Origin of the sequence: Methylobacterium sp. E-066 (assembly GCF_022829635.1) — a bacterium.
In the GTDB taxonomy this organism is placed as follows: domain Bacteria; phylum Pseudomonadota; class Alphaproteobacteria; order Rhizobiales; family Beijerinckiaceae; genus Methylobacterium.
This window is the reverse complement of sequence record NZ_JAKSYO010000215.1, coordinates 72,583-96,572: the sequence shown is the minus strand read 5'-3', so window position 1 is coordinate 96,572 and position 23,990 is coordinate 72,583. Positions and strand designations below refer to the sequence as shown.

Annotated in this window: 26 protein-coding genes; 5 read left to right on the top strand and 21 right to left on the bottom strand. The window is 65.5% G+C overall.

Annotated features, from left to right (window positions below; translation table 11 throughout):
* Nucleotides 1-25: 25 nt before the first annotated feature.
* From MKL20_RS32835 to MKL20_RS32825, 3 genes are all read right to left on the bottom strand, one after another.
* Nucleotides 26-223, bottom strand: coding sequence for a hypothetical protein (locus MKL20_RS32835; protein ID WP_244040211.1), 198 nt, complete (start codon nucleotides 221-223; stop codon nucleotides 26-28).
* Between the two features lie 46 nt (nucleotides 224-269).
* Nucleotides 270-1,106 carry an EamA family transporter gene (locus MKL20_RS32830; protein WP_244040210.1) on the bottom strand — a complete coding sequence of 279 codons (837 nt, stop codon included), beginning with the start codon at nucleotides 1,104-1,106 and terminating at the stop codon, nucleotides 270-272.
* A gap of 261 nt (nucleotides 1,107-1,367) precedes the next feature.
* Nucleotides 1,368-1,742 (bottom strand): VOC family protein, encoded by a 375-nt coding sequence (locus tag MKL20_RS32825; RefSeq protein WP_244040209.1) that lies wholly within the window; start codon nucleotides 1,740-1,742, stop codon nucleotides 1,368-1,370.
* Nucleotides 1,743-2,276: 534 nt separating this feature from the next.
* Here MKL20_RS32825 and MKL20_RS32820 point away from each other — a divergent pair.
* The 4 genes from MKL20_RS32820 (at nucleotide 2,277) to MKL20_RS32805 (ending at nucleotide 5,463) form a co-directional block, all read left to right on the top strand.
* Entirely contained in the window at nucleotides 2,277-2,957 is a 681-nt protein-coding gene (locus MKL20_RS32820; RefSeq protein WP_244040208.1) for a GntR family transcriptional regulator, read from the top strand.
* A 99-nt stretch (nucleotides 2,958-3,056) separates the two neighbouring features.
* A complete protein-coding gene (locus MKL20_RS32815) occupies nucleotides 3,057-4,403 on the top strand; it encodes a dicarboxylate/amino acid:cation symporter (RefSeq protein WP_244040207.1) in 1,347 nt (448 codons plus the stop codon).
* Nucleotides 4,404-4,549: 146 nt separating this feature from the next.
* On the top strand, nucleotides 4,550-4,963 hold the full coding sequence (locus tag MKL20_RS32810; protein ID WP_244040206.1) for a DUF3830 family protein: 414 nt from the start codon (nucleotides 4,550-4,552) through the stop codon (nucleotides 4,961-4,963).
* Nucleotides 4,964-5,217: 254 nt separating this feature from the next.
* Nucleotides 5,218-5,463 (top strand): hypothetical protein, encoded by a 246-nt coding sequence (locus tag MKL20_RS32805; RefSeq protein ID WP_244040205.1) that lies wholly within the window; start codon nucleotides 5,218-5,220, stop codon nucleotides 5,461-5,463.
* 237 nt (nucleotides 5,464-5,700) lie between these two features.
* Here the strand turns inward: MKL20_RS32805 and MKL20_RS32800 are convergent, their stop codons facing one another.
* Both MKL20_RS32800 and MKL20_RS32795 read right to left on the bottom strand, forming a co-directional pair.
* Complete coding sequence (locus MKL20_RS32800; RefSeq protein ID WP_244040204.1) at nucleotides 5,701-6,168, bottom strand: hypothetical protein; 468 nt, start codon at nucleotides 6,166-6,168, stop codon at nucleotides 5,701-5,703.
* A gap of 145 nt (nucleotides 6,169-6,313) precedes the next feature.
* The gene (locus MKL20_RS32795) at nucleotides 6,314-6,538 is read right to left on the bottom strand and encodes a helix-turn-helix transcriptional regulator (RefSeq protein ID WP_244040203.1); all 225 of its coding nucleotides are present in this window, start codon (nucleotides 6,536-6,538) and stop codon (nucleotides 6,314-6,316) included.
* 194 nt (nucleotides 6,539-6,732) lie between these two features.
* Here MKL20_RS32795 and MKL20_RS32790 point away from each other — a divergent pair, with 194 nt between their 5' ends.
* A complete protein-coding gene (locus tag MKL20_RS32790) occupies nucleotides 6,733-7,065 on the top strand; it encodes a hypothetical protein (protein ID WP_244040202.1) in 333 nt (110 codons plus the stop codon).
* Nucleotides 7,066-7,576: 511 nt separating this feature from the next.
* On the opposite strand, the gene MKL20_RS32785 is transcribed toward MKL20_RS32790, so the two are convergent.
* The 16 genes from MKL20_RS32785 to MKL20_RS32710 all read right to left on the bottom strand — a co-directional run bounded on the left by MKL20_RS32785 (nucleotide 7,577) and on the right by MKL20_RS32710 (nucleotide 23,878).
* Complete coding sequence (locus MKL20_RS32785) at nucleotides 7,577-8,353, bottom strand: HpcH/HpaI aldolase family protein (RefSeq protein ID WP_244040201.1); 777 nt, start codon at nucleotides 8,351-8,353, stop codon at nucleotides 7,577-7,579.
* A gap of 391 nt (nucleotides 8,354-8,744) precedes the next feature.
* Nucleotides 8,745-10,109 (bottom strand): MmgE/PrpD family protein, encoded by a 1,365-nt coding sequence (locus MKL20_RS32780; protein ID WP_313902763.1) that lies wholly within the window; start codon nucleotides 10,107-10,109, stop codon nucleotides 8,745-8,747.
* Nucleotides 10,106-10,798 carry an ABC transporter ATP-binding protein gene (locus tag MKL20_RS32775; protein ID WP_244040200.1) on the bottom strand — a complete coding sequence of 231 codons (693 nt, stop codon included), beginning with the start codon at nucleotides 10,796-10,798 and terminating at the stop codon, nucleotides 10,106-10,108. Before MKL20_RS32775 ends, MKL20_RS32780 begins: the two co-directional genes overlap by 4 nt.
* Nucleotides 10,798-11,538: an ABC transporter ATP-binding protein gene (locus tag MKL20_RS32770; RefSeq protein WP_244040199.1), complete on the bottom strand. Its 741-nt coding sequence runs from the start codon at nucleotides 11,536-11,538 to the stop codon at nucleotides 10,798-10,800. Before MKL20_RS32770 ends, MKL20_RS32775 begins: the two co-directional genes overlap by 1 nt.
* A gap of 22 nt (nucleotides 11,539-11,560) precedes the next feature.
* Nucleotides 11,561-12,562 carry a branched-chain amino acid ABC transporter permease gene (locus MKL20_RS32765; RefSeq protein ID WP_244040198.1) on the bottom strand — a complete coding sequence of 334 codons (1,002 nt, stop codon included), beginning with the start codon at nucleotides 12,560-12,562 and terminating at the stop codon, nucleotides 11,561-11,563.
* Nucleotide 12,563: 1 nt separating this feature from the next.
* On the bottom strand, nucleotides 12,564-13,430 hold the full coding sequence (locus MKL20_RS32760) for a branched-chain amino acid ABC transporter permease (protein WP_244040197.1): 867 nt from the start codon (nucleotides 13,428-13,430) through the stop codon (nucleotides 12,564-12,566).
* Nucleotides 13,431-13,466: 36 nt separating this feature from the next.
* On the bottom strand, nucleotides 13,467-14,663 hold the full coding sequence (locus MKL20_RS32755; RefSeq protein ID WP_244040196.1) for an ABC transporter substrate-binding protein: 1,197 nt from the start codon (nucleotides 14,661-14,663) through the stop codon (nucleotides 13,467-13,469).
* Nucleotides 14,664-14,678: 15 nt separating this feature from the next.
* Nucleotides 14,679-15,854, bottom strand: a complete 1,176-nt coding sequence (locus MKL20_RS32750) for an ABC transporter substrate-binding protein (protein WP_244040195.1) — start codon at nucleotides 15,852-15,854, stop codon at nucleotides 14,679-14,681.
* Between the two features lie 140 nt (nucleotides 15,855-15,994).
* The gene (locus tag MKL20_RS32745) at nucleotides 15,995-16,915 is read right to left on the bottom strand and encodes an amidohydrolase family protein (protein ID WP_244040194.1); all 921 of its coding nucleotides are present in this window, start codon (nucleotides 16,913-16,915) and stop codon (nucleotides 15,995-15,997) included.
* Between the two features lie 19 nt (nucleotides 16,916-16,934).
* Nucleotides 16,935-18,281: an MmgE/PrpD family protein gene (locus tag MKL20_RS32740; RefSeq protein ID WP_244040193.1), complete on the bottom strand. Its 1,347-nt coding sequence runs from the start codon at nucleotides 18,279-18,281 to the stop codon at nucleotides 16,935-16,937.
* A gap of 44 nt (nucleotides 18,282-18,325) precedes the next feature.
* Nucleotides 18,326-18,841: an acyl dehydratase gene (locus MKL20_RS32735; protein ID WP_244040192.1), complete on the bottom strand. Its 516-nt coding sequence runs from the start codon at nucleotides 18,839-18,841 to the stop codon at nucleotides 18,326-18,328.
* A 135-nt stretch (nucleotides 18,842-18,976) separates the two neighbouring features.
* Nucleotides 18,977-19,825, bottom strand: coding sequence for an alpha/beta fold hydrolase (locus MKL20_RS32730; RefSeq protein ID WP_244040191.1), 849 nt, complete (start codon nucleotides 19,823-19,825; stop codon nucleotides 18,977-18,979).
* 33 nt (nucleotides 19,826-19,858) lie between these two features.
* Entirely contained in the window at nucleotides 19,859-20,740 is an 882-nt protein-coding gene (locus MKL20_RS32725; protein ID WP_244040190.1) for an SMP-30/gluconolactonase/LRE family protein, read from the bottom strand.
* Nucleotides 20,741-20,816: 76 nt separating this feature from the next.
* The gene (locus MKL20_RS32720) at nucleotides 20,817-22,067 is read right to left on the bottom strand and encodes an acyl-CoA dehydrogenase family protein (protein ID WP_244040189.1); all 1,251 of its coding nucleotides are present in this window, start codon (nucleotides 22,065-22,067) and stop codon (nucleotides 20,817-20,819) included.
* 38 nt (nucleotides 22,068-22,105) lie between these two features.
* Nucleotides 22,106-22,630: a MaoC family dehydratase N-terminal domain-containing protein gene (locus MKL20_RS32715; protein ID WP_244040188.1), complete on the bottom strand. Its 525-nt coding sequence runs from the start codon at nucleotides 22,628-22,630 to the stop codon at nucleotides 22,106-22,108.
* Between the two features lie 27 nt (nucleotides 22,631-22,657).
* Nucleotides 22,658-23,878 (bottom strand): CaiB/BaiF CoA transferase family protein, encoded by a 1,221-nt coding sequence (locus MKL20_RS32710; RefSeq protein WP_244040187.1) that lies wholly within the window; start codon nucleotides 23,876-23,878, stop codon nucleotides 22,658-22,660.
* Between the last annotated feature and the right edge of the window lie 112 nt (nucleotides 23,879-23,990).

The following is a 23,990-nucleotide window of genomic DNA, read 5'->3' as shown; positions in this document are numbered from 1 at the left end:
CGGGCGCGGGTGTACTCAAAGATGATTATTCCCACGCGGCATCGAGTTGCGGGTCCCGCCGAGACGGCGCTTCGATGCGGACCCGAGGCATGGTGCGCAGCACGAGTTCCTCGAGGCTCACGCCCTTATCCATGGCCTCTTCGAGCGCCTGAGAGATCTCCTCCGGCTCCATCCTACCGATGATGGCCTGTGCGTCTTGCAACCTGATCTGCAGGTAGGTCATTGCGGCGCCTCCGAAGCGGGATGCCGTCATCGGGGACAAACCCTAATCAAAGGGTTCGGTAGGCCAGACATGCCGCGCCCATAGCGATGGCGGCGCAGGATGCGAGGCGGCGCTTGGTCAGCGTCTCCTTGAGGAACAGGCATCCGATGATGGCGGCGTAGACCACGCTGGTCTCGCGCAGCGCCGATACCACGCCCATAGCGTCGTACTGCATGGCCCAGATGACGATGCCGTAGGCGAGGAGCGAGACGAGGCCGCCGGTCAGCGCCATCCCAGTCTGCACCCTGGTGTAGGCCGGTGGCCTGCCACGCATCATGTAGAAGATCGGCGGCATAGTGAGGCTCCAGCACAGGAACATGCTGTTCGTGTAGGCCACGCTGCTTCCGGCCAGCCGGACGCCGATGCCATCAACGACGGTATACGCCCCGATCAGAACGCCCGTGGTTAGGGCGGCGGGGAGGAAGTCGGAGCGAAGGCCCTTACCCTGGAAGGCCAGCGAAATGATCCCTGCGGACACCAGCGCGATGCCGATGGCAGAGACGATGTTGATAGCCTCATGAGCGAAGAGCATCGCGCCCAGAGCGACCAGAACAGGCGAGGAACCGCGTGAGATTGGGTATGTCTGCCCGAGGTCACCGACGCGGTAGGTCCGCACGAGGGACAGGTTGTAGCCTGTGTGGATGATGGCCGAGGCGATCACGTAGGGCCAGCTTGCCGCGTTGGGCCACGGTACGAACACCGCAGCGACCGCGGTGACGCAGGTGACCGCAATCATCATCAGCGTCATGGACCAGAGCCGGTCGCCCCCGCCGCGGAGCACCGCATTCCATCCGGCATGCAGGATCGCTGCGCACATCACGCAGGTGAGGACGAACGGGCTCATGAGCCTCCCGTGAGCTTTCACTCACAGGATGATGGCCGCTCATGCGGCTGGCAAACGAGTTATGCTGGCGCTCGTGTTAGGAATGGTCACACGAACGCTCCTCCCCTGCGCGCAGGTCCTATCAAGCTGACCAGCAGATGCATCCCGGGCTCGTGTCTGGTCGATGGCCCGAGATTGCTCAGTCTAATGGCCGGTAGCTCGGTCAATATAAATCGGCGTGCGCGGGTCTACCGAGGTACACGACGACTGGCGTCGATCCGTTCACTTCGTCGGTTGAGTGCGTGCGGTAAGCTTATTTCCGTCCGGATCGCGAAGATAGGCGACGAAGGCTCCGTTCGGGCGCTCTGTGGGCGGACTCTCGATGGCGGTGCCACCATGCGTCGTACCAGCTTCGTGCCATGCGAGAACATGATCGCGGCTCACGGCGGCGAGACCGATCGTACCACCGTTGGCTACGGTCGCTGGCTTGCCGTCGATCGGCATCGTGATCATCAACTGACTGCCTTCGTGAGCGTAGATCAGCCTGCCTCTGGCATCTATCTCGCACGGCTTGCCTCCCAACGCGGCGAAGGTGGCGTCGTAGAAGCCTCTGGCCCGCTTCAGGTCGTTGCTGCCGATCATGACGTGGGTGAACATTCATCCTCTCCAGGATCGGTCATGCGCTGATCCTTGTCATGAGGAGCGCGACCGTGGCGGGTCAGGGTAACCGTAACGTTAAAGGCGATCGGTTGGTGGGAGATCCTGATACGCCGACATCATTGTGATCGACCCATCGTCGAGATCGACAGCCTCGACCCGTGGTCCGCGCGAGATCGACCAAGGCATCGGTGAGCACGCGCCGCATCACCTCGCCGACCATCGCTGGGACGTAGACCGCCTCCGCGCTTCCCTGTTCGGGTTATCTCAATTGATCCTCCAATCTGCTCAGGTGCTGCTTTTCCCCGGCGCCTTCGATGGTGTCCAGGAAACCCATCCGCAGTGGGATCCAGTGAATGGGCGCCCTGTACCGGCGAGCGGTAGGCGCTGGCGGCGCGGTCTGTAAACCGCGCGTCAGTGCTGGCCCCCGATGATGGTCAGGGAGTGGGAGCCGGTGCCCTGGCCGTACCACGATCTCCAGATCGCTCGTGGTACGGGCATTGCTTATCGAACTCGTATGGAAGCGTGATCTGCATGCAGACGCTCGAACTGACCATCCCCGCGATCGATCGCGTCATCGTCGATGCCATCCTGGCAGGCCGCATCACGGCCGGAACTCGCCTCGGCGAGCAAAGCCTCGCCACCCTGTTCAGCGTCTCCCGGACCATGACCCGCGAGGCGCTGATCCGGCTGGAGGCGCGAGGCATCGTTCAGGTCAGCCCCCGTCGCGGCTGGTTCGTGATCCGTCCATCGTTCGAGGAAGCCCAGGAAGCCTTCCAAGCCCGGCAGGCGATCGAGATGGGCATCCTCATGGCCGTCGAGCGACTCGGTTCGGAGGTCGTAGAGAAGCTGCGGGCACACGTCACCCAGGAACGTGAGGCCATCGCCTCGGGGGATCTTGAAGCTCGTAGCTTCCTGCTCGGCGATTTCCACGTCTGCCTCGTCGAGGCGCTCGGTAACCGCGTGTTGGCCGACATCCTGCGCGACCTGACGGCCCGCACCGTGCTGATCTCGGCGCTCTACCAGTCCGGCCACGACGCGACCGCCTCTTGCGACGAGCACGAGGCGATCACCGATGCGCTCGCCGCAGGTGACCTGAAGCGAGCGGCCGACCTCATGGTTGCGCACATCGGCAACGTCGAGGCTGGCCTGACACGTGCCAAGGACGACGACCCGCTCACCAATCTCCGTCAAGCCCTCAAGCTCTCATCGTGACGAGAATGAGAGCGGGGCTCGGCCGAGCCAAGTAAGAAAAGCCGCCACCGACTCAAGTGCTGCGTATCCCCCGATCCGAACCACCGAGGAGATTACGTGATGTCGGTCCAATCCATACCCATGCCCGCGCCGGATAAAGCGCGCGAGCCGCTCTACAAGTCCCTGTTCTTCCAGGTCGTCGTCGGGTTAGTGCTCGGGATCGTACTCGGCATGACCGCGCCCGACTTCGCGATCGGCCTGAAGGTGTTCAGCGACGCCTTCCTCAAACTTATCTCGATGATCGTCGCGCCGATCGTGTTCTGTGTCGTTGTGCACGGCATCGCCGGGACCGGCGATCTCAAGAAGGTCGGGCGTGTCGGCGTCAAGGCGCTGATCTACTTCGAGGTGATGACCACGGTGGCGCTCGCGCTGGGCATCGTGCTCGCCTACCTCGTAGGCCCCGGCCACGGGATGAACATCAACACCGCCACCCTCGATGGCAAGGCTCTCAGCGCCTATGCCGACAACGCGCATAAGCTCCAGGGCGGCGGCTTCTCCAGCTTCCTGCTAAACATCATCCCGACCACCTCGTTCGACGCACTCGCGCGCAACGACGTACTCCAGGTACTGTTCTTCGCGATCCTGTTTGGCGTCGCCCTGGCGCTCTACGGGGGCGAGCAGGGTAAAAAGGTCACCGACCTGATCGACGCTGTCTCGGGTGTGCTGTTCAAGGCGATGGGTCTGATCGTGCGCGTCGCCCCGCTCGGTGTCCTTGGTGCCGTCGCTTACACGGTCGGCAAGTACGGTGTCGGCTCGCTGACGCAACTGCTCTCGCTCGTTGGCCTGTTCTACGTCGCGGTGGCGATCTTCGTCATCGTCATCCTCGGTAGCGTGATGCGGTTGGCCGGGGTGAACATCTTCAAGTTCCTGGCGTATCTCCGCGAGGAACTGACCATCGTGCTCGGGACCGCCTCATCCGATGCCGTGCTCCCGCAGATCATGCGCAAGCTCGAATACATGGGCGTGAAGCCCTCGGTGGTCGGGCTGGTGGTGCCGACCGGGTATTCGTTCAACCTCGATGCCTTCTCGATCTACCTGACGCTGGCGGTGGTGTTCATCGCCCAGGCGACCGGCACGCCGCTGTCATTCGGAGATCTGCTCCTAGTGCTCGGCATCTCGCTGGTCACGTCGAAGGGCGCCCACGGCGTGCCGGGCTCGGCGATCGTCATTCTGGCCGCGACGCTGAACGCCGTGCCCTCGATCCCGGCGATCGGCCTTGTGCTCGTGCTCTCAGTGGATTGGTTCATCGGCATGGCCCGTGCGGTTGGCAACCTGATCGGCAACTGTGTCGCTACCGTTGTTGTCGCCGCATGGGAGGGTGATCTCGACCGGGCGCGCGCGCAGGCGGTCCTCGACAGCCCGCCGCCGGATCTGGCGGTGATCTCCGCGGCGGCGCAACCGGCCTGAAATCGGCAAGCACGGTTCCGTCCGGTCCGGATCAGCACCGGACGGAGCCACTCCTCCCGGTTTCAGCCCTGGATGTAGGATCGTGCCCGTCCAGGCCCACGACAACCGCGTCGATACGCGATGCGAGTGAGACGGAGACATTCGAAGTGAGCATCTTGCGTGTGACGGCCGGACCGTTCGAGTTCGAAGGCCGGTTCGAGGATGATGCGGCGCCGAAGACCTGCGCCGCCTTTCGTGCCCACATGCCGTTCACGAGCAAGGCGGTGCACGTGCGTTGGAGCGGTGAAGGCGTGTGGATGCCCTTGGGCGACCTCGATTTCGGCGTCGGGTACGAGAACCACACCAGCTACCCCGCGCCAGGACAGATCATCCTCTATCCAGGCGGCATCAGCGAGACCGAGATCCTGCTCGCCTACGGCGGCGTTCACTTCGCCTCGAAGATGGGCCAACTCGCTGGCAATCACTTCATCACGCTGACTTCCAGCCTGGAGAACCTGCGAAAGCTCGGCGAGATGGCCCTATGGCAAGGTGCGCAGTCGGTCGTTTTCGAGATCCCATGACCTGCTGTCGAACGGCGCGAGCCGTTGGCTGTCGCAACCGCGAAGCGATGCTCGTGGGGTGATGCGCATGCGGGTGTATCCGTAGCCGCAGGTTGAACACGATTTCTTCAACAGACGGTCGCTATCGCTGGCGATGACGCGTGAGAAGCGGCGCTCGTCCGGCGCGCCACTTCGGTCTGCACCCCTTTCGCAACCACAGGTCAGCGGCGCCGCCCGATCGGTCGCGCCACGTGACCGTATCGGGATCATCATCCGTGAGCTTCACCGTTACTGCCCGCGAGTCTGCGCGCCGGTTCGCCTATCAGCACGCCTCATTGCTGAACGCGCTGGATCAGGGCATGAGCCTGATCGCTGCCGGGATGGCGGACGTGCTGGTCGCGGACGGAAACGGTTTGGCGCGGACCCCGGCGGATCTGTACCGGCATCTGTTCGGTGGTAGGAGCGCCGAAAGCGCTCGCGCCCTCGAAGGACGGACTGGGACCTTAGCTCTGGTAGCGTAACTCGCAGACCCTGTTCTGAACGCTACGATTGTCGTCTCGTGCAGGCTCGGGTGCTTATCACGGGTCATGATGATGAAGGCGAGCGAGACGATGGGGTAGCTCGCGTCGAGCGTGACGTAACCGTGGTCTCCGCTCTCGTCGGCGTAGACGACGAGGTCCGACAGGGTGCTGGGATCGATGCGGGTGCGGCTCACGCCAACAGGCTTAGCAGCGAACGTGATGCCTGTTGGGGGCCATCTACTCCGCTGCGTAGACACCGAACGCCGAAATCGCGGGGTCGTCGAAGCACATCCTGACGACGCTTCGACTGCGCGCCTGCTTGGATTTGGCGTCAAACACGTAGTTCATCGTGTGCCGCAGCGCGTCCTCGTGGTGAGTGCGTGCTTTCGGCTTGTGCTTGCCAGTTTGGAAGAAAGTCAGGCTGAAGAAGGGCTTCCACGCCGGATAGTTTAAGTAGTAATGGCGACCGAGGCCGACAATCATCGCCAACACCGAGTATAGCTCGCGGCGGTAGCCCGCCTTGACTTCGCCGAGCTTGTGCCGGGCTTCCGCCGCGACGCTGAGCGGATTCTCTTTGATGCGGCGCTGAAGATCGGAGCTATCCGGCGGATAAGGTTCCTTCGTGCTGGCGCCCGAAACCGGCACCGTGGTCCACTCGCTTTTCGGCGATTTCGGCTTATTCGTGCGGTGTTTGGGCTTCTTCATGATGGGTTTGCCTTTTGAACAGCACCCGCCGCGCTTCTCGTAACGAGAATCAATGAGCGGCTCGGGTGCGATGATGAGGACTGGGACGGGAGCCACCGCGGGGAAGGGGGCGGCTGGCGGTCACCCCGCCCGCCGCCCCAATCGATCAGCGTTCGACGACTTCGTTGCGGCGGATCAGTTCGCGGATGTCTTCGGCGCGCCAGCATGTGATGCGCGGACCGAGTTTGATGGGCTGCGGGAAATCGCCTGAGGCTACTTTCGCCCACCAAGTGCTCCGGCTAACTGGCACCGGACCAAGGGGGGCCAGAATGGCCGCCAAGCGAACGAGGCCGGTCTCTGGAAACGGGGGAGGGTGCTTCGTATTCTGCATCGTTGATCTACTGAGTCAGTGCCGGCCGGCATGAGGAGATTTGGCAGAAGGCAGCGTCGTCCAAAATTATGCAGCGTCAGCCAGCATATGCAGTTCGGCGCTGCATATGCTGGCGCGCCCTGCATAATTTCACTCGTTGGCTAGAACGCACACGATCTCCATGCCGAATTCTCGGCACTACGATGGAGCATCACATGAAAACCGAAATTGGGACTGCGGGTAGTGAGCCCAACGGCCTCAAAGCTGTCGTGGAAATGGATAGCAGAATGACAGTTTCCGCAGACATTTTGAAGGAATGGGCAACCGAGATGATGCAGGAACTCGAGGACCTTGTCTCGAAACCCGGATTTCCGGCGCCAATCGAACAAACCGCGGAGCTTCCGCTACATCAGCGCGAATGGCCTGCCGTCGATGCAATGATCTTCACACTGCGCGAGGAAGGCCGCATCGTGCGCGTTGAAGCAACGCAACAGGTGAACGCGTCGGACACCTATTCGGTCAAGTTCGAGGTTACCAACCCGAGCTGAAACATAGGGTACGGCGGCCCACAGCCACCGTACTCACCTCAGTTTTGATGCCACTATAGATTCAAACGAAAGCCCGTTCGGTGATGCCGAATTAAAATATTTCGCAATTATCTGTTATATAGTTTGAATTTCAGGACCGAAGTCAATAATGATAAATCGGCCGTTCCAGAGAAAGTCAAATTATCCGCTGGCGTAGAGCTTGAACGGCACGCTCAGAAACACAGACCATCAATGATGGACAGCTAGCTTGACGCCTTTTCCGATGGCGCAGATTGGTTCTTCGCAATGGCCTACGAGATGTACGGCTTCGTGGACCATGTAGCGATTGACCTGACCGGTATTTTGGACTGAGCCAGTCGCGAGGCTACTGCAAGCTAGCGGCCATGGGTAGCCGAAAGGCCAGATCCGGGAAGCTGACAGGCGCGGGTGGCCGATAGCCCATCGCATAACCATCGACAGATATTCGGATCATGCCACGGCAACAATATTATATCTTCGTATCATTTCAAAATCATACAATCTTGTCGGCACGAAAGGCTTCAACTAGACGTTCCACACCGCGTGCCAAGATAAAGGCATCGCCACTCACGGCGACAAAACTGAATCCTGCTTCGAAATCGCATTTCGCTGCAATCTCGTTGAAATTCAGAAGTCCAGCGGCCTTGCCGGCTGCCTGGATCGCGCTGAGTCCGTCTCGAATTGCTGCCTGGACGGGATCCGCTCCTGGATTGCCGAGATGGCCCATGTTGGCCGCGAGATCCGCTGGGCCGATGAAGACGCCATCGACACCCTCCACTCCCGCGATATCTCGTGCGGCACGCAACGCCTCAAGCGTTTCCAGCTGAACGACCACGCTGATCTCCTCAGCGGACTGAGCGGGATAGGTCGTCCGTCGACCGTAATCCGTCGCTCGTGAGGTGCCGGCGAAGCCGCGGATCCCATGTGGGGGATAGCGAGTGGCTGCCACGGCACGGCGGGCCTCGTCCACGGTTTGTACGAATGGAAACATGAGCGAGCGAGCTCCCTGGTCGAGGAGGCGCTTCACCAGAACGGGTTCGTTCCACGGAACACGGACGACGGCCTCCGTCGTGGCGCTCGCGGCGGCTCGCAGGTGATCGACGACGGAGATGAGATCGTTGGGCGAGTGCTCCATATCGATCAGCAGCCAGTCTAGGCCAGCCCCCGCCGCAATCTCCGTCATCGTCGCAGAGCCGGTCGTCATCCAGAGCCCCACCTGACGCCGCTGCTCCAACAAGCCCCGTTTGAAAGGATTAAGAAACGAATCCATCTTTAAGCCTTCCTGTGTCTGCGCAATTTCTGCGAGTGATCCCAAACAGATCCGTTGGTGTATCGACGAGGGAGCGCTGCTCTTGTGCATCGCGATAGACCGGGGCGATGTGATCATGCGTGGAGCTGTAGCTTGGTCTTGTTGGCCTGAGGCGCCGTTCCCGACTCAAGGGCTGCGGTTCGCAACGGTCGCCAATGGGTGCTTGCTCTAATGCCGTCGGACCGGCGTCCCACGGGAAAGGCATGATGCTCGGTGATATGCGAGCGACTGAGCGAGATTGCGTGGATCACCAGATCTGGCCGGAACCTGCCGGTCCGCAATGGAGTGCAGGATCGAGGATCAGGAAACTTACCGATGAAATCGTAGCGCAAGCACACACCGGGAATGGCGGCTAAATTCGACTGATGAAGAGACGATCGAGCAACTGCCGGACTGAGACCGAGCCTTTCCCGAACGTGTCCGCTTCGATACCCGCGGCTACGCGCTGATCGAAGCCGCAGGAGGCAAGCCTACCGCGAAAGACCTCCAGGGCGCGGGCTCGATCCTGGTAGATCAGCGTCGCGGGTGCGTCAGCGGCCGTCCGCTCCATCCGCGTGCCATCGTCGAGCTCGACCGTCACCACCGCCTCGTTGTACGCGCCGTCATGAGGCTCGATGATGGTGAGAGGTACAAGTCGGAGAATCGCGGGATCTTCGCGGCGCTCGAGGGCGACGTCGTACTCGAGCTCGCCCAGCACCAGCATGGCGGCGACAGCGAAGGCCGTGGAGGCCAACGTCTGAACCGGCCGTTCAAAAGGACCCTTGTAGTTCGTGCCAGGATACTCGGTGTAGGCCCGCATCATCGAAATTCGGATCGCCCGAATGCGTTCGGTCGGAACGCCGGCCAGGTGGATCTCACGGGCCGCGACCACGGGCGCCATGTTGTCCCCGAGTGTCGCGAAAGGCTTGGCGCTCAGATCGAGCAGGGATTCGGGTCTCGGATCACGCCGCCAGCGCGCCGGTGGTTCGACGAGGCCCGGCAGCGAGCGCAGGAAGCCCTTCGCTCCCTCCAGCGCGTCCGGCGCGCCGAGTACGCCGCGGCCGGCGAGTTGCGCGGCGAGCAGCCCGCCGCGGGCGGCCTGCGCATTTTGCACCCGCCACTCGTCCGAGCCGCAGCGCACCGGCTCCAGCAGCCCACCCGTAATGTTCGCCGCCATCGCGACGGCGTTTCGGCAACCCGCCTCATCGAGGTTCAGCGCGACGGCAGCGGCCGCGGAGGCCCCGATCGTGCCGAGGGTCGGACTCGTCCGGATGCCGCGCGCGATCAGGGCGCGGGCGACCTCCTCGTCGGCCCCGAGCCAGTTCGTGACCGTGTAGCCCGCCACGATTGCCCGGAGCACCCGCTCGAGCGGTAGGTCGGCGGCGTCGCCCATCGATCCCGCGACCGGGACAATGAAGGACCCCGGATGCGACCACGAGGCGTGGTCGGAATCGTCGTGGAAATGCGCGTGCACCGCCACAGCATTGGCGGTCACGGCTTCCGAGAGGACCGTGCGGATGCCGTCCACCCAGATCCGCGCGGTTCCCGGTCCGTCCGGCACCGCCACGGCGATGCTACGCGCCGCGGCCGCGGTCGTCTCGTCACGGGCGATCAGCGCGAGCCCGATCGCGTCGAGAAGGCAGATCGCGGCCTTCTCCATCACGGCCGGCGGCAGTGGCTCCGCCGCGCAGCGCTGCACATACGCGCCGAGGCGCGCCGTCGCGTTCGGGGCGCTCACAGGTACTCCTCCGCCAGGGCGACGTCCCGGATCACGCCGACCGGCCCCTCACGTCGGACCTCGCCACCGCGCATGACGTAGCCGCGCGTGGCGAGCTTGAGGGCGGGCCGGGCCATCTGCTCGGTCATCAAAATGGTCGTGCCGCGCGCCTGAAGCGCTCGGATCGCATCGGAGATGTTCTTGATCCACACCGGAGCGAGGCCGAGGAACGGCTCGTCCAGAAGGAGGAGCGGCGGGAAGGAGGCCATCGCCCGGGCGAAGGCCACAATCTGCTGCTGGCCGCCGCTGAGCTGACCCGCCGGCTGGGCCTGCCGCTCGGCGAGGATCGGGAAGACCGAGCACAGCCAGTCCCAGGCCTCGCGCTGACGCTGGCGCCCGACGCCGAACGCGCCGGCGAGCACGTTGTCGAGGACCGACATGGACGCGAAGACGCGCCGCCCCTCCGGCGAGTAGCCGATTCCGGCGCGGGCGCGGCGATCGACGGTCATCCCGCCGAGGTCCCGGCCCTGAAATCGAACAAAGCCGGCCACGCTGGGCACCGTGCCGATCACCGCGTTGATCAGGCTCGACTTGCCCGCGCCGTTCGCGCCGACGAGGAGCACGGTCTCACCCTCGTCCACACGAACGGAGACGCCACGCAGCGCCGTGATGCCGCCGTAGCGGACGTCCAACCCCTCGACGATCAGCATCAGGCGGCCTCATCCTCGTCTGAAAGGCCCATGTAGGCCTCGATCACATCGCGCCGGGCGAGCACCTCGGCCGGTGGTCCCTCGGCGATGAGGTGCCCCGCATCGAGTACGAGGATGCGCGGGCAGAGCCGACGGATCAGGTCCATGTCGTGCTCGACGATCAGCACGGAGCAGCCGTGATCCGCACGGGCGGCCGCCACGAAGGCGTCGATCAGCGTGCGCTCGCGCCGCTCGAGACCGGCGGCCGGCTCGTCGAGCAGGAGCACCTTCGGGCCCGTCGCGTAGGCGAGGAGCAGTCCGAGCATCTTCTGCAGGCCGTAGGGCAGCTTATCGCTCGGCTCGTCGAGCCGCGGGTGGAGATCGAACTGGCGTAGGAGGGCGTCTACGCGCTCGACCACGCGCATCGGCGCACCGCTGAAGCGAAGGGCGCGCGATAGGTTCTCGCGCACGCTCGCCGACTTGAACGTGTTCGTCTGCTGGAAGGAGCGGACGAGGCCCATCCGGGCGAGCCGGTGTGTCGGCAGGCCGGTGATCGATTTCCCGTCGAGCGAGACGGAGCCGGCGCTCGGCGGGAACCGTCCGCACAGGACGTTGATGAGGGTGGTCTTGCCAGCCCCGTTCGGCCCGATGACGCCGAGCACCTCGCCCGGCCGCAGGCTGAAGCTGACGTCGTGAAAGACCTGCAGGCCACCGAACCGCTTGACGACGCGATCGACCTCTAACCCGGGGGTGTCGGTCATTTTCCCCTCCGAAGCATCTGCATCAGGTGCCCCGCGGTGCAGCGGTGCCAGTCGCCAGGTGCGCGGTGGCTGGGCGCAGACCGCCCACGCGGCGGACGAGCGCCATCGCCGTCCCGACGATGCCGCCGCGCGCTACGAGGACCACCACCACGATGAGCAGTCCGTAGAGCCCCTGCGAGTACTGGCCTTGGTTCGAGAACAGGTTCGTGAGCGTGACGAGCAGCGCCGACCCCAGAACGGGCCCCAGAATCGACGTCCGACCGCCGACGATCGTGTAGGCGATGTAGTTGACCGAGGATCCAGGGCCGAACGAGGTCGGGTGGGCGGTGAGCAGCATGTTAACGAGGGAGAACCCGGCCATGCCGGCCAGCCCCGCCGCGACCACAAAGCCCAGCACCTTGTAGTGCCAAACGACGAGCCCGAGACTTTGGGCGAGGGGCTCGTTCTCCTCAATCGCGGCGAAGTGCTGCCGGCACAAGCTCGTCACGAGCGCCGTCACGAGCGCCGCCGCGAGGGCGACCGCTGCTGTGAGGACCAGCACAGAGGCGTTATCGGCGAGTTCGATGCCGAAGGCGGTCGTGGATGGCATCCCGACGAGGCCGTTCGAGCCGCCGGTGAGCTGCGGCGTCTCGAACAGGACGAGCTGCACGATCTCGGATAGCACGAACGTGACGAGGACGAAGTAGACGCCCCGCAGGCGCAGTACGAGGACGCCGATCGGCAGCGCCACGATCGCCGGTGCCACAAAAGATAGCGCGGTAAGCGCGATCGCGTCCGTCACGCCGCCCTGCAGACCCGCGATGGCGGCCGCGTAGCCGCCGATGGCCATGAAAGCCGGCACGGCGAAGGTAAGGAGGTTCATGCGCAGCATCAGGTAGACGCTGAAGGCGGCGGTGATCGCGATCAGGATCTGGTTCGCGAGGGAGATGGGGAGCGGGTCGTCGGTGAACCGCGGGATAAGGAGCGAGGCCGCCACGACCAGGATGGTCGCGATCTCGCCGGCGTGGCGCCTGAGCAGGCTCATCTCAGGCCTCCCGCGCGATGCGGCCGAACAGGCCTGAGGGCCGCACGACGAGGATGATCAGCACGAGCACGAAGAGCGCCAGCGCGCCCTTGGAGCCGCCGAGATAGACGGAGGAATAGGCCTCGACGAGCCCAACCAGGAACGCCGCGACCGTTGCGCCACCGATCGAGCCGAGGCCGCCGAGGATGACGATCAGAAAGGAGGTCGCCAGCACCGGGTCGCCGACATGGGGCGCGAGCGACAGGATCGGCGTGACGAGTGCCCCGGTCATGCCGGCCAGCCCGCAGGCCAGCGCGAAGGCCAGAGGAAACAGGAGCCGCGGCCGTAACCCTTGCGCGGCCGCGACCTGCCGGTCGTCAGCGAGCGCCCGGAGAGCGCGGCCGAGATCGGTCCGAAAAATGAGAGCGTAGACGCCGAGGATCGCGAGCAGGCAAACGGCCAGGACGACGAGGTTCGCGATCGGGAAGTAGAACGGCCCCGCCCGCAACGTGCCGTTCAGCGGGAACTCGAACAACGGCGATTCAGGCCCAAAGGTGATCAGGATGCCGGTCGACAGCATCAGGTAGAGGCCGAGCGTGAGCATCAGCGTGGCGAGATGGTCATCGACCAGCCGCTCGATCAGCAGGAGCTCGAACAGGTAGCCGAGGATGCCCGTGACGAGGGTCGCGAGGACGACCGCGAGTGGATAGGGCAGGCCTGCGGCCGAGACGAACCAGTAGGCGGCGTATCCCCCCAGCACGTAGAAGCCGCCATGGGCGAAGTTCACCACGCCGAGGATGCCGAAGATCAGCGTGAAGCCGAGCGCGAGGAGCGCGTATTGCGCTCCGAGGCTGACCCCGATCAAAGTTGCTGTTACGAACGAAGTCATCGGCGCCTCTCAGAATGCTGGGATTACGTGCCGAATTTATTTTCCAGTCGCCGCTTCGTGCTTGGCGATCGGCCGTGGTTTGCCGTCGACGATCAGACCGATGCCGAACGGGAACGAGAGTTCCTGATTGATCCCGTAGAAGTCCTGACCGATCCACAGGCCCTGGCCGAAATCCGGGTCGTCGACCGGCAGCGTCCGTAGCGCGGCCGCGACCGCCTTCGTGTCCGTCGCGGTGCCAGCTTTGGCGATCGCTTTGGTGACCATGCGGGTCGCGGCCACAAACGGGTAGAACAGCGTGTTCTCCGGCCGCTCCGCGCCGACCAACTGACGATACCGCTCGCCGAGCGCCTTCAGCCTCTCGTCGACGACCACATTCTCGTACCAGTAGAAATTCTGCAGGACGTCCATGCCGCCTGCGACGCGGGCGATCTCTTCGGTCCCGGAGCCGCCGAGCCGCCCCAGCACGCCCTTGTAGCCGGCTTGCCGCAACTGCTTGACAATCACGCCGGCGTCACCCGGCGGCGACGAGGCGGTGTCCACCGCATCCGGGTTCCGGGCGATGATGCGCGCGGCAATCGCGGCGAAGTTCGACGTGCCGCGCTGATAGTATTCCTCCGCGGGTTCGACGCCGTGCCGGCGATAGGCCTCGGCGTCGACGCTCGCGATGTCGGTGCCGCCCTGATCGTTCGGCGCGACGATCACCACCGATTTGATGCCGTAGGTCTGTTTGGCGACGTCCACGATCGAGGGCGCCCATCCGCTCGGTCCGGGTCCGCTGTGGAAGACGAGCGGCCATTGCGGGCCGATGGCGTTCTTGGCGAAGCTATCGCCCATCACTAGGAGGTTGTTGCGCGCCGCGATCGGCTTCACGCCGGTCATCTCGGGCGATCCCACCGGGCCGATGACGAACCGCACGCCCTGACTCACGAAGTAATTCGCGCCTGCCGCAGCACCCTCCGCGTTGTACTTGGCGTCGAAGGCGGTGACGGTCACGCGGCATTTCTCCTGCCCGACCTGCAGGCCGCCGGCCGCATTCTCTTCGGCGGCCACGAATTCGGCCGCGCCCTTGACGGCGAGCCCCCATTGCGCGGCCGGCCCTGAGAGCGGGCCGAGGGCGCCGAACTTCACCTCGCAGGCGGCGCGTGCGGGCGCGATCGCGGCGAGTGCCACGATGGCGGCGATCGCGCCCGCCCTGATCGTCTTCGGCCCGCGCATTCCGTCCTCCCGGTACACGTCTCGATCCGGCCGCTACTCCGCGGGCGGATCCGCCCTCTGGATGGGCTTCATCTCGCCGTTGACCATCAGGCCGATGCCGAACGGGTAGGAGATCTCTTGGTTGATCCCGAAGAACTTCTGGCCGGTCCACCGCCCTCGCCCGAGGTACTTGTCGTCGACAGTCTGCCTGCGCAGCGTCGCGGCGACGGCTTTCGTGTCGGAGATCGTTCCGGCTTCCGAGATCGCTTTGAGGAGGAGACGACCCGCCGCCACCCAGAGCACCATCGTGGTGTTCTCTGGGGCAGCCGTGCCCATGACTCTCCTGTAGTCGTCATAGACAGCGCGGACACGGGGATCGGCGATGGCGACGTTCTCGTACCAGTAGGCGTCCTTCAGCACCTCTGGGCCGCCGCTTATCCGCAGGATTTCGTCGGTCGCGGCTCCGCCGAGGCGGCCGATGGAACCCTTGAAGCCGGCTTGACGCAGTTGCTTCACCAGCACGCCGGCGTCTGAGGGTGCCGAAGAGGCTGTATCGACCGCATCCGGACCGTGACTCAGGATGCGGGTGACGATCGGTGCGAAGTTCGCCGTACCGCGCTGGTAGTACTCGGTCGTCGCCTCGATGCCGTTCTGCCTGTAGACGTCCGCGTCCACGGAGGCGATGTCGGTCCCGCCCTGGTCGTTTGGCGCTACCACGACGACCGACTTGAGACCGAACTGGCTTTTGGCGACCTTCACGATCGGGTCGGCCCAGACCGAGGGGCCGGGCCCCTCGTGGAAGACGAGCGGCCATTGCGGACCGATGGCGTTCTTCGCGTAGCTATTTAGGAAGACCAGCATGCCGTTGCGCGCCGCGATCGGCTTGATACCGGTCGCCTCCGGCGAAACCACCGGCCCCAGCACGAACTTGATGCCCTGGCTGGCGAGGCCGTTGCCGGCCGCCGCGGCGCCCTCGGCCGTCGCCTTCGTGTCGAAGGCCGAGGTCGTGACGTGGCAGCTTTCCGCGCCGACTTTGAGGCCACCAGCGGCGTTGGCATCGGCAGCCACGAACTCTACCGCCGCCTTGATCGCGGCGCCCCACTGCGCCGTCGCGCCGGACAGACCGCCGACGATCCCGAGCTTCAGCTCGCAGGCCGCCCGTGCAGGGCCGGTCGCTATGATCAACGCACAGCACGCGCCGAGCGCCGAGCGCGCCGAAGACGCCATCATGGCGTTTCTCTCCCTGGTCTAGCGCTTGACGCGCTTGTTAGAGCACTTCCCGTCGTGGCACGTGCAGGCTCAGCATCGGAGTATGCGGTGCAACGTTTTGTTGGTGCCGCCTGCGCGACCCGAGGGTCGCGCAACCGGGTCTAGAAACCGTAGAGCTGTCGAGGGTTAGCCACGAACAGCCGGTCCACATCGGCCGCGTCCGTCGCGATAGTCGGGACGAGGTCGAGTAGGGCGGCGTCGTCCGGGACGGCGTCGTAGTAGTTCACGTGTGGCCAATCCGTGCCCCACACGACGCGGTCGCGGTTCGCTTCGAGGAGCGCGCGCGCGTAGGGCACCGCGTCGGAGTAGGGCGTCCCGGCGACCGAGATTCTGTCCGCGCAGGAGAGCTTGCACCAGACCTCGCCGCGCCGGACCATCTCGCAGAGATGGACGAAGCCTGGGCTGTCGACGCCACGGTCGGTGGTGATGCGGCCCATATGATCCACGACGACTTGGAGCCCATAGGAGAGCAGCGTCGGGGCCCATTGCGGCAGGTCGTCCGCGTCGAGCCAGGCCTGGATGTGCCAGCCGAGGCGCTTGATCCGCGGCGCCAGCGCGGCGAGGTCGTCGGGACCCGCCCCGCCCCGGTAGACGGCCGCCCCAGCGCGCCGGAACAGATTGATGCGGATGCCCCGCACGCCGGCCTCGTTCAGTTCGTCGAGACGACGGTCGCTCGTGTCGCCGCGCAGCACCGCGACTCCGCGCAGCCGGTCCGGCTCCGCTCGCAGCGCCTCGAGGACGACGTCGGGGCTCTGGATCCCGGTCTGTACGATCACCGCCTTGGCGATACCAAGCGTCCGGTGCAGGCGCCCGAGGGCCGCGAGGTCGAGCCCGAGCTCGGGCGTGAAGCTCCGGTCGCCCTCATAGGGAAAGCGCGCCGGATCGCCGAAGACGTGGACGTGGCAATCGCACGACCCGGCCGGCGGCACGAATTGCGGACGGCGCGGCGGGAGCGGCGGAAGGCAGAGGCGCGGCTCGCCGCCGTGGCCGCCCGTGGTCGTGGTGTTCACCGATCCGTTCACGTTGCTACTCAGTCGCTGCTCAATGGATGGCGGTGATGGCTCGGGCTGGCGCGCCGTCCATCCGCTGAAGCCGGTCGAATAGGACGGCGGGCGCCACGACCGAGCGGCCGGCCTCGAGGCAGTTCTCGAATTTGGCGAAGAGTTCCTCGTCGCGCAGCGGGTTGTCCGCGTGGCCGCGGGCGCGCGCGACATGCTCGGTCTCGAGCGAGCCGCCGCTCTTGAGCTGGACGCGTGACCAATCGGCCAAGGCAGCGCCCGGCTGGTCGGGATCGTACGCGGACGTAGTCTCCACCGTGACGCTGCGGATCAGCGCCTGCACGTCCGACCCGCGGACGAAATCGTCCGTGAGTTCTGTGAGGCCGACACGATTGGCGACGATAGAACTCGCCAGGGCGAACTCGATCGAGAACTTGGCCGCCAGTCCGGTCTCGGGCCGGTGATTACGCAGGATGGTCGCGTAGTTCTCGCTCAGGTGAACGGTGATGCCCTCGACATCGGCAGCACGTAGTCGTTCGGCCCGGGCGAGATCGATCATCCCGTCGATCGCCCGGTGCGTGCAGTAGCAGGCCGGGTATTTCTTGATGTTGAGGCCGGTCTTGAGGACGTGCCAATCGTCACCGAGCCGTGCGGGGGGCGTCTCGCGGTTGACGTCGCCCGCCGGTGAGACGGCCGCGAGATAACCCTGCGGATGCTCGAGCGCGTCGAGATTGGCCGTGAAGCCCGCCGCCGCGAGCCGGGCCGCGATCACCCCGCTCTGCGCCGATCGGCCGGCGTGAAACGGCTTCGTCATCGTACCGAAATTCGCCATGAGCCCGGCGCTCTGGGACGCCCCGAGCGCGAGGGCGGTCGCCGCGCGCACCGGGTCGAGCCGACGAAGCGACGCGCAGGCGGCCGCTGCCCCGATCGCCCCGAAGATGCCGGTCGGGTGCCAACCTTTGCCATGGTGGAAGCCGCGGTCGCGACCCACGAGTTCGGCCCAGGTCTCATAACCGGCGAGGTAGGCGGCCACCATGTCGCGGCCTGACGCGCCGAGCGCCTCGGCCTCGGCCAGGATTGCCGGGACCAAGACCGTGCTCGGATGGCCCCGCAGGGCGACGTCGTCGAAATCGAGCGCGTGCGCCGCCGTACCGTTGATCAACGCCGCATCGGCGGCGCTGGCCGTGCGGTCCGTGAACAGGAGGGAGGACGATCCGGGGCCTGGATCGAGAGTGTCCTGCAGGAGACGCGGCGCGTCCTCGTGCCGTCCGGCGATCAGGACGCCGATGCAGTCGATGAAGCCCATCCGAGCGATGCGGGCGGCCTCCTCCGGAACCCCGTCCGGCGACAGGTCTGCCACGAACTGGCCAAGCGCACGGGTCAGCGACATGATGACCTCACGGATGGATGCGGATGCTCGGGCGGACCTGTGCGTCAGGCCTCGGGCGGGACGAAAGGGTAGGGGAAAGCGGCACCGTTCCGGAACGGCAGGGCGATCGTCGCCGCGCCGGGGGTCGACTCCTTGCCCTCGCCGTTGACGATGCCGAGATCGAGGTCGACGAGGCCGTAGCGCCCCTCGATCGCGCGCGTTCCGGTCACCTTGGCCCAAATCGACAGCGTCTCACCGACGAGGTTCATGGCCCGGAACTGAAACTTGACCTTCCACACCCAACCGGTGTCTCCGGCCCAGTCCTTCAGCAGCTGAAGGATGAATTGCTGCTTCAGCGAGCCGTTGATCAGGAGGCCCGGCAACTTGTCGTGACCGGTCGCGAACGGCAGATCGTAATGAATCTTGTGCCAGTTCTCCATCGCAGCCGACCAGCGCATGAGGTGCGCGGTCGTCAGCGGCCCCTTAGACAGCGTATCGACCTGTTGCCCGACCGAGAGATCCTCGAAGACAGGCCCCTGTCGGGGGGCCACAGGCGCCTTCATCGCCACGGCCGCGCTCATCACACCCATCCTTGAACGCGTGAGGCAGCGCCAGCGCGCCACGGCGCGACCGAACCGGTCATCACACCCTCCCTAATTCGCTAAGCGAATAGCATATTTGTTATTTGCGACGTTAGGCTCGGAGCGCACGCGGCGTCAAGAGCGAGGCGGTCCGAACGGCGACAGCGCGTTGACCAGGCAGCCCACAAAAGCGTCGGGCGCCTCGTGGGCGACCCAGTGCCCCGCCTCGGGAATGACGGTGAAGGCGAGCCCGGGGCAGAGGCGCCGCAGCACCGCCTCGGCGCGCTCGGGGCAGCCCTCGACGGCGTGGTCGTGCCCGCCCCAAATGCCCGCGACGGGTATGCGCAGGCCCGGCAACGTAGCGAGGAGCACGTCGCTCGTGCCGATCGGGCGGCTGTCGAACCGGGCCCGATGGCTGTTCCAGTCCTGGATCGCGACCGCGAGGTCATCGATTTTCCCCGGATCGGCGATCATCCAGCGCGACAGGTTGGTGCGATGGGCTTGCGCCCGCTCGAATCCCGACTTGTCGCGCACGCGCACGAGTGACGCCGTCCCACGGATGACGCCGAGCCCGCCCGAGCCGACGAGCGTCAGGCTCCGCGCAGTGCCGGGAGGGGCAGTCGCGGCCATCAATCCGGCCAGCACGCCACCGAATGAGAATCCGGCGAGATCGTAGTCCACCTCCGGTCCGAGCACCTGCGCCAGCCCGGCGAGCAGGATGGCGGCGAGCTCCGGTCCGTCAGCGCCGGCGGGCGGCAGGGCTGAGGAGCCGAGACCGGGCAAGTCCGGCACGATGACCAGCCGCCTGGCGGCGAGGGCCGGGATGACGCGGAACCAGTGTAGCCACGAGCCGGCGCCCCCGTGCAACAGAATCAATGGCTCGCCGCTCCCCCACAGCCGCCAGATCATCTGGCCGTCGCCGCAGGCGGTCCACCGCGCGCGCGCGGAGCGTTCCAGAGCGTCCCAGGGCTCGAACTCGTACATACAATCCTCGGATGCTCACAGGAGACAGCCGCGTCAGCCAGTGAAGAAGGGCTCCGGAATGCCGCGGGTGCCGAGGCCATGCACGGCGAACAACGCCCCCGCGAGCGGTTGCCGGGCGCGCACCTCCGCGTCGAGGAAGATCGTGCCGGAGGTCACGTAGAGGATGTCGAGGTCTGGGCCGCCGAAATTACACATGGTCGGATGGCTGACCGGCAGGCGCACGATCCGGTCGAGCCGGCCGTCGGGATCGAAGCGCGCGACCGCACTGTCCCCGATGAGTGCGCACCAGTAATGGCCATCCTCGTCGAAGGCCGCTCCATCGATGCGCCAGGGTAGGCCCGCCGTGCGCAAGTAAGGCCGGCGGTTCGCGACTGTGCCGGCGGCGAGATCGAGATCGTATCGGTACGTGACCTCGCCGGCGCTGTCGCCGAAGACGAGGGTGCGGTCATCGGGGCTGAACGCCATCCCGTTCGAGATGATGAAGCCGGTATCGATCCGCGTGACCGTCCAGTCCGGATCGAGCCGATAGAGTGCGCCGCCCGGATTGTGGTCGGTCGGATCGCGCGAGCCGCACCAGAACCGGCCGGCGCGGTCACATTTGCCATCGTTGAGACGATTGTCGGGCCGATCCGGCTCGGGATCGACGATCGCTCGGATGGTGAATGGATCGAGGTCGAGTTCGCAGAAGCCGACCTGCATGGCCGCCACGAAGCCGCCGCGCTCGCGGAACGCGAAGGAGCCGATCTTGTGCGGGAGGGGCCATGCCTCGACCGAGCCGTCGGGCCGCAGCCGCTGGATGGCGGGTCGACGGGTGTCGACCCAGTAGAGCGCCTGCTCGCCGGCGTGCCAGAGCGGGCACTCGCCGACGAGGTTGTGTGCCTCGTGCACGAGGCGCACGTCCGCGGTGAGCTTCATGGCCGCGCTCCCATCAGACGCGACCCTAAGTGGCTCAACGACACACGCCGCCGCATTTCGCGCGTCGGGCCGATCGTCAGGCCAGGAGCTTGCGGGCGATGAGGACGCGCTGGATCTCGCTCGTGCCGCCGCCGATCTGGGCGTGCCGGAGCACGCGGTAGAACAGCGTCAGTGGCAGTTCGAGCGACTCGCCCATCGCACCGTGGACCTGGATCGCGTGATCGAGGCAACGTGCGCCCCAATCGGTGGAGGTCATCTTCACGAGGGCGGCCTCGGCCCGGACGTCCTCGCCCGTGTCGGCGCGGGCCGCCATCTGGTAGGTCATCGCTCGCAGTGCGGTGATGTCGACGTGCATGTCGACGAGCTTCCACTGAATCGCCTGGCGCTCGGCGATCGGTTTGCCGAACGTCTTGCGCTCCTTCGCCCAGTCGATCGACATGTCGAGCGCGCGCTGCATCTTGCCGAGCGCGTAGGGACCGCGCATCAACCGGTCGTGGATCGTGAGCCAGCGCTGGCCGAGGGAGAAGCCGCGTCCGACCTCGCCCAACACGTCCTTGTCGGGCACGAAGCAGTCGTCGAAGTGGATGATGTGTTGCGAGGCGCGCGGGCCGAGCCAGGTCGCGATGCCGGGCACCTCGACCCGCATACCGGGATTACCGCGATCGAGCAGGAACATGGTGATGCCGCCGCGCTGGCGCTTCTCGGGATCGGTCACCGCCTGGACCATGAGAACGTCGCAGTCGCCCGCGTTCGAGATCCACATCTTGGTCCCGTTCAGAACCCAGCCGCCGTCGGCGCGGGTCGCGCGCGTCGTCATCATGCCGCCGGGATCGGAGCCGGCGCCTGGTTCGGTCTGAGCAAAAGCGGTGGTCTTCACCCCGTCGATGACCGGTTGGAGAAACCGCTCCACCTGATCGCCCCGGCACTCGTAGAGGATGTTCGGGACGTTCGCGAATGGGAACGGCACAGCGCAGTAATTGAATTCCTCCTCGATCACCACCTGGGCGAGGAGCGAGAGGCCAGGCCCACCAAATTCCTCGGGTACCAGGAGCTTGAAGAGTCCGCTGTCCTGGGCGATGCCCTCCAGCCGATCGGCTGTCTTCTTGTCGAAGACGGAGCGGATGTTGATCATCGGCGGCAGGCCGTAGGCGTGCTTGTCGCTCGCGAGGAATTCTCGCTCGAGCGGCATCAGTTCCTCGCGAACGATTCGGCGGGCGAGGTCGCGGTATTCCTGGATTGACGGCGGGACCTGGAAGGCCCCGATCTCGTCCTCCGCTAGGGTGTGGCCGTGGTCGGCACCCCTGCCTGCATCGCGCGGCATGTCCATGGTCGTCTCCCGAGATATTCGATGGGCGTTGGGGCGGCTCAGCGCCGAATGTGCGTCTTGCGGACCTTGAGCAGCAGTTCGTCGTTCGTCGTCCGGTACTCGGTCTCGACGATTACGAAGAGCATGGCCGTGCCGTTCTTGGCTTCGCGCTCGTAGATGTCGGCGTAGCGTGAGCGCTGCTTCACCGCCTCGCCATGCCGGGCATAGCGGACGATCTCGACCTCAGAGCCGCCGTTGAGAAGCGCGCGTCCCGGAAGAGGAAGCTCCGGCAAGCCGTCGCTCGCCGCCGAGACCAGGCCGTCAAAATCCGGATCCGCCGCCCGCTCGGTCAGCGCGTCGGGCGTGCCGAGCGGGCGGCGAAACATGAAGGCGGGGTAGAGGGGCGGCGCGACCGGACCGCCGTAGCGCCCGGCCTCCGCGCCCGGGGCGTAGCCCGGATCCTCATCCATGATCGCTTGGGCGTAGCGGCGCACGGCGCCGGGCTCGACGGTGTCGGTCGCGATAATCTCGGCGCTCGTGCGGCCGATATAGCCCTTGATCTCGTCGGTCAGCATGACAGGCATGAGATTCTCCCGGTATCGCCGGCGCGCTCAGGCAGCCGCGTCGGTCCGCGGCCGCTTGACGCCGACCGCGCCCTTGGCTGCGAGCGCGTCGATCTTCTCCTGATCCAGGCCGAGTTCGCGCAGGATCTCGAGCGTGTGCTCGCCTAAGTGCGGCGGGTGTCGTTCGATGCGGCCCGGCGTGCCGGAGAACTTGATCGGCAGGCCGGCGACACGGATCGGGCCGAGCCCCGGCACGTCCATGCGGACGATCATCTCGCGGTCGACGACCTGCGCCTCCTCCACGACTTGATCGATGCGATTGACTGCTGTGCAGGGTACCCCGGTCGCCTCGAGCTTGCCCACCCAAGCCTTCACCGTGTCGGCCGAGAGAGTCGCGTTGATGAGCCCGATAAGCTGATCACGGTTCTCGGCGCGACCGTTGGCGTTCGCGAAACGTGGGTCGTCGGCCCATTCGGGCTGACCGATCGCGCGGCAGAAGCTCTGCCACATACGCTCGTTGAAGGCCGCCACGACGAGCCAATCGTCCGATGCCTGAAAGGCCTGATAGGGCACTGAAACGGCCGAGCCACTCCCGCCAGGCCCTGGCACCACGCCGGTCGAGAAATACCGGGTGAGGTGGTAGGACAGCATGGAGAGCTGACCTTCGAGGAGCGATGTGTCGACGCGCTGACCACGCCCGCTCCTATGTCGCTCCTCGAGCGCCATGAGGATCCCGATCGTGCCGAGCATGCCGGCTCCGACGTCGGCGACGGAGATGCCCATTTTGACCGGCCCACCGCCGATCTCGCCGGTGATGCTCATGCCGCCGGAAAAGGCCTGCATGAAGAGGTCGTTGGCGGGATCGTCCCGCCGCGGGCCGCTCGCCCCAAACCCGCTGATCGAACAGTAGATCAGACGCGGGTTCACCGCCGATAGACTCTCGTAGTCGAGCCCGGCTCGGGCGAGGGCGCCGTAGCGGTAGTTGTCGACGAAAATATCCGCTTTCGCGACGAGCTGCCGCGCGATCGCGGCGCCGCCGGGATCCTTAAGGTCGAGCGCCAAGCTCCGCTTGTTGCGGTTCGCCGACGCGTAGTAATGCGACATCGACTCGTGGAAGTACGGCGGCCAGCCGCGGCTGTCGTCGCCCTGACCGACGCGCTCGATCTTGATAACCTCGGCACCGTAATCGGCGAGCATCATGCCGCAGTACGGACCAGCCATGGCGACGCTGATTTCGACGACACGCAGTCCGGAGAGGGGGGGAGCCATGGCGTTCGATGTCCTCCCTGGCCGTTCTTTCGACGGGACGCCGCTTGGAGGGCGACCGCGTTGACGGCTTGAATTCACTATGCGAGTAGACCACTCGTAAATGCAGATTAGG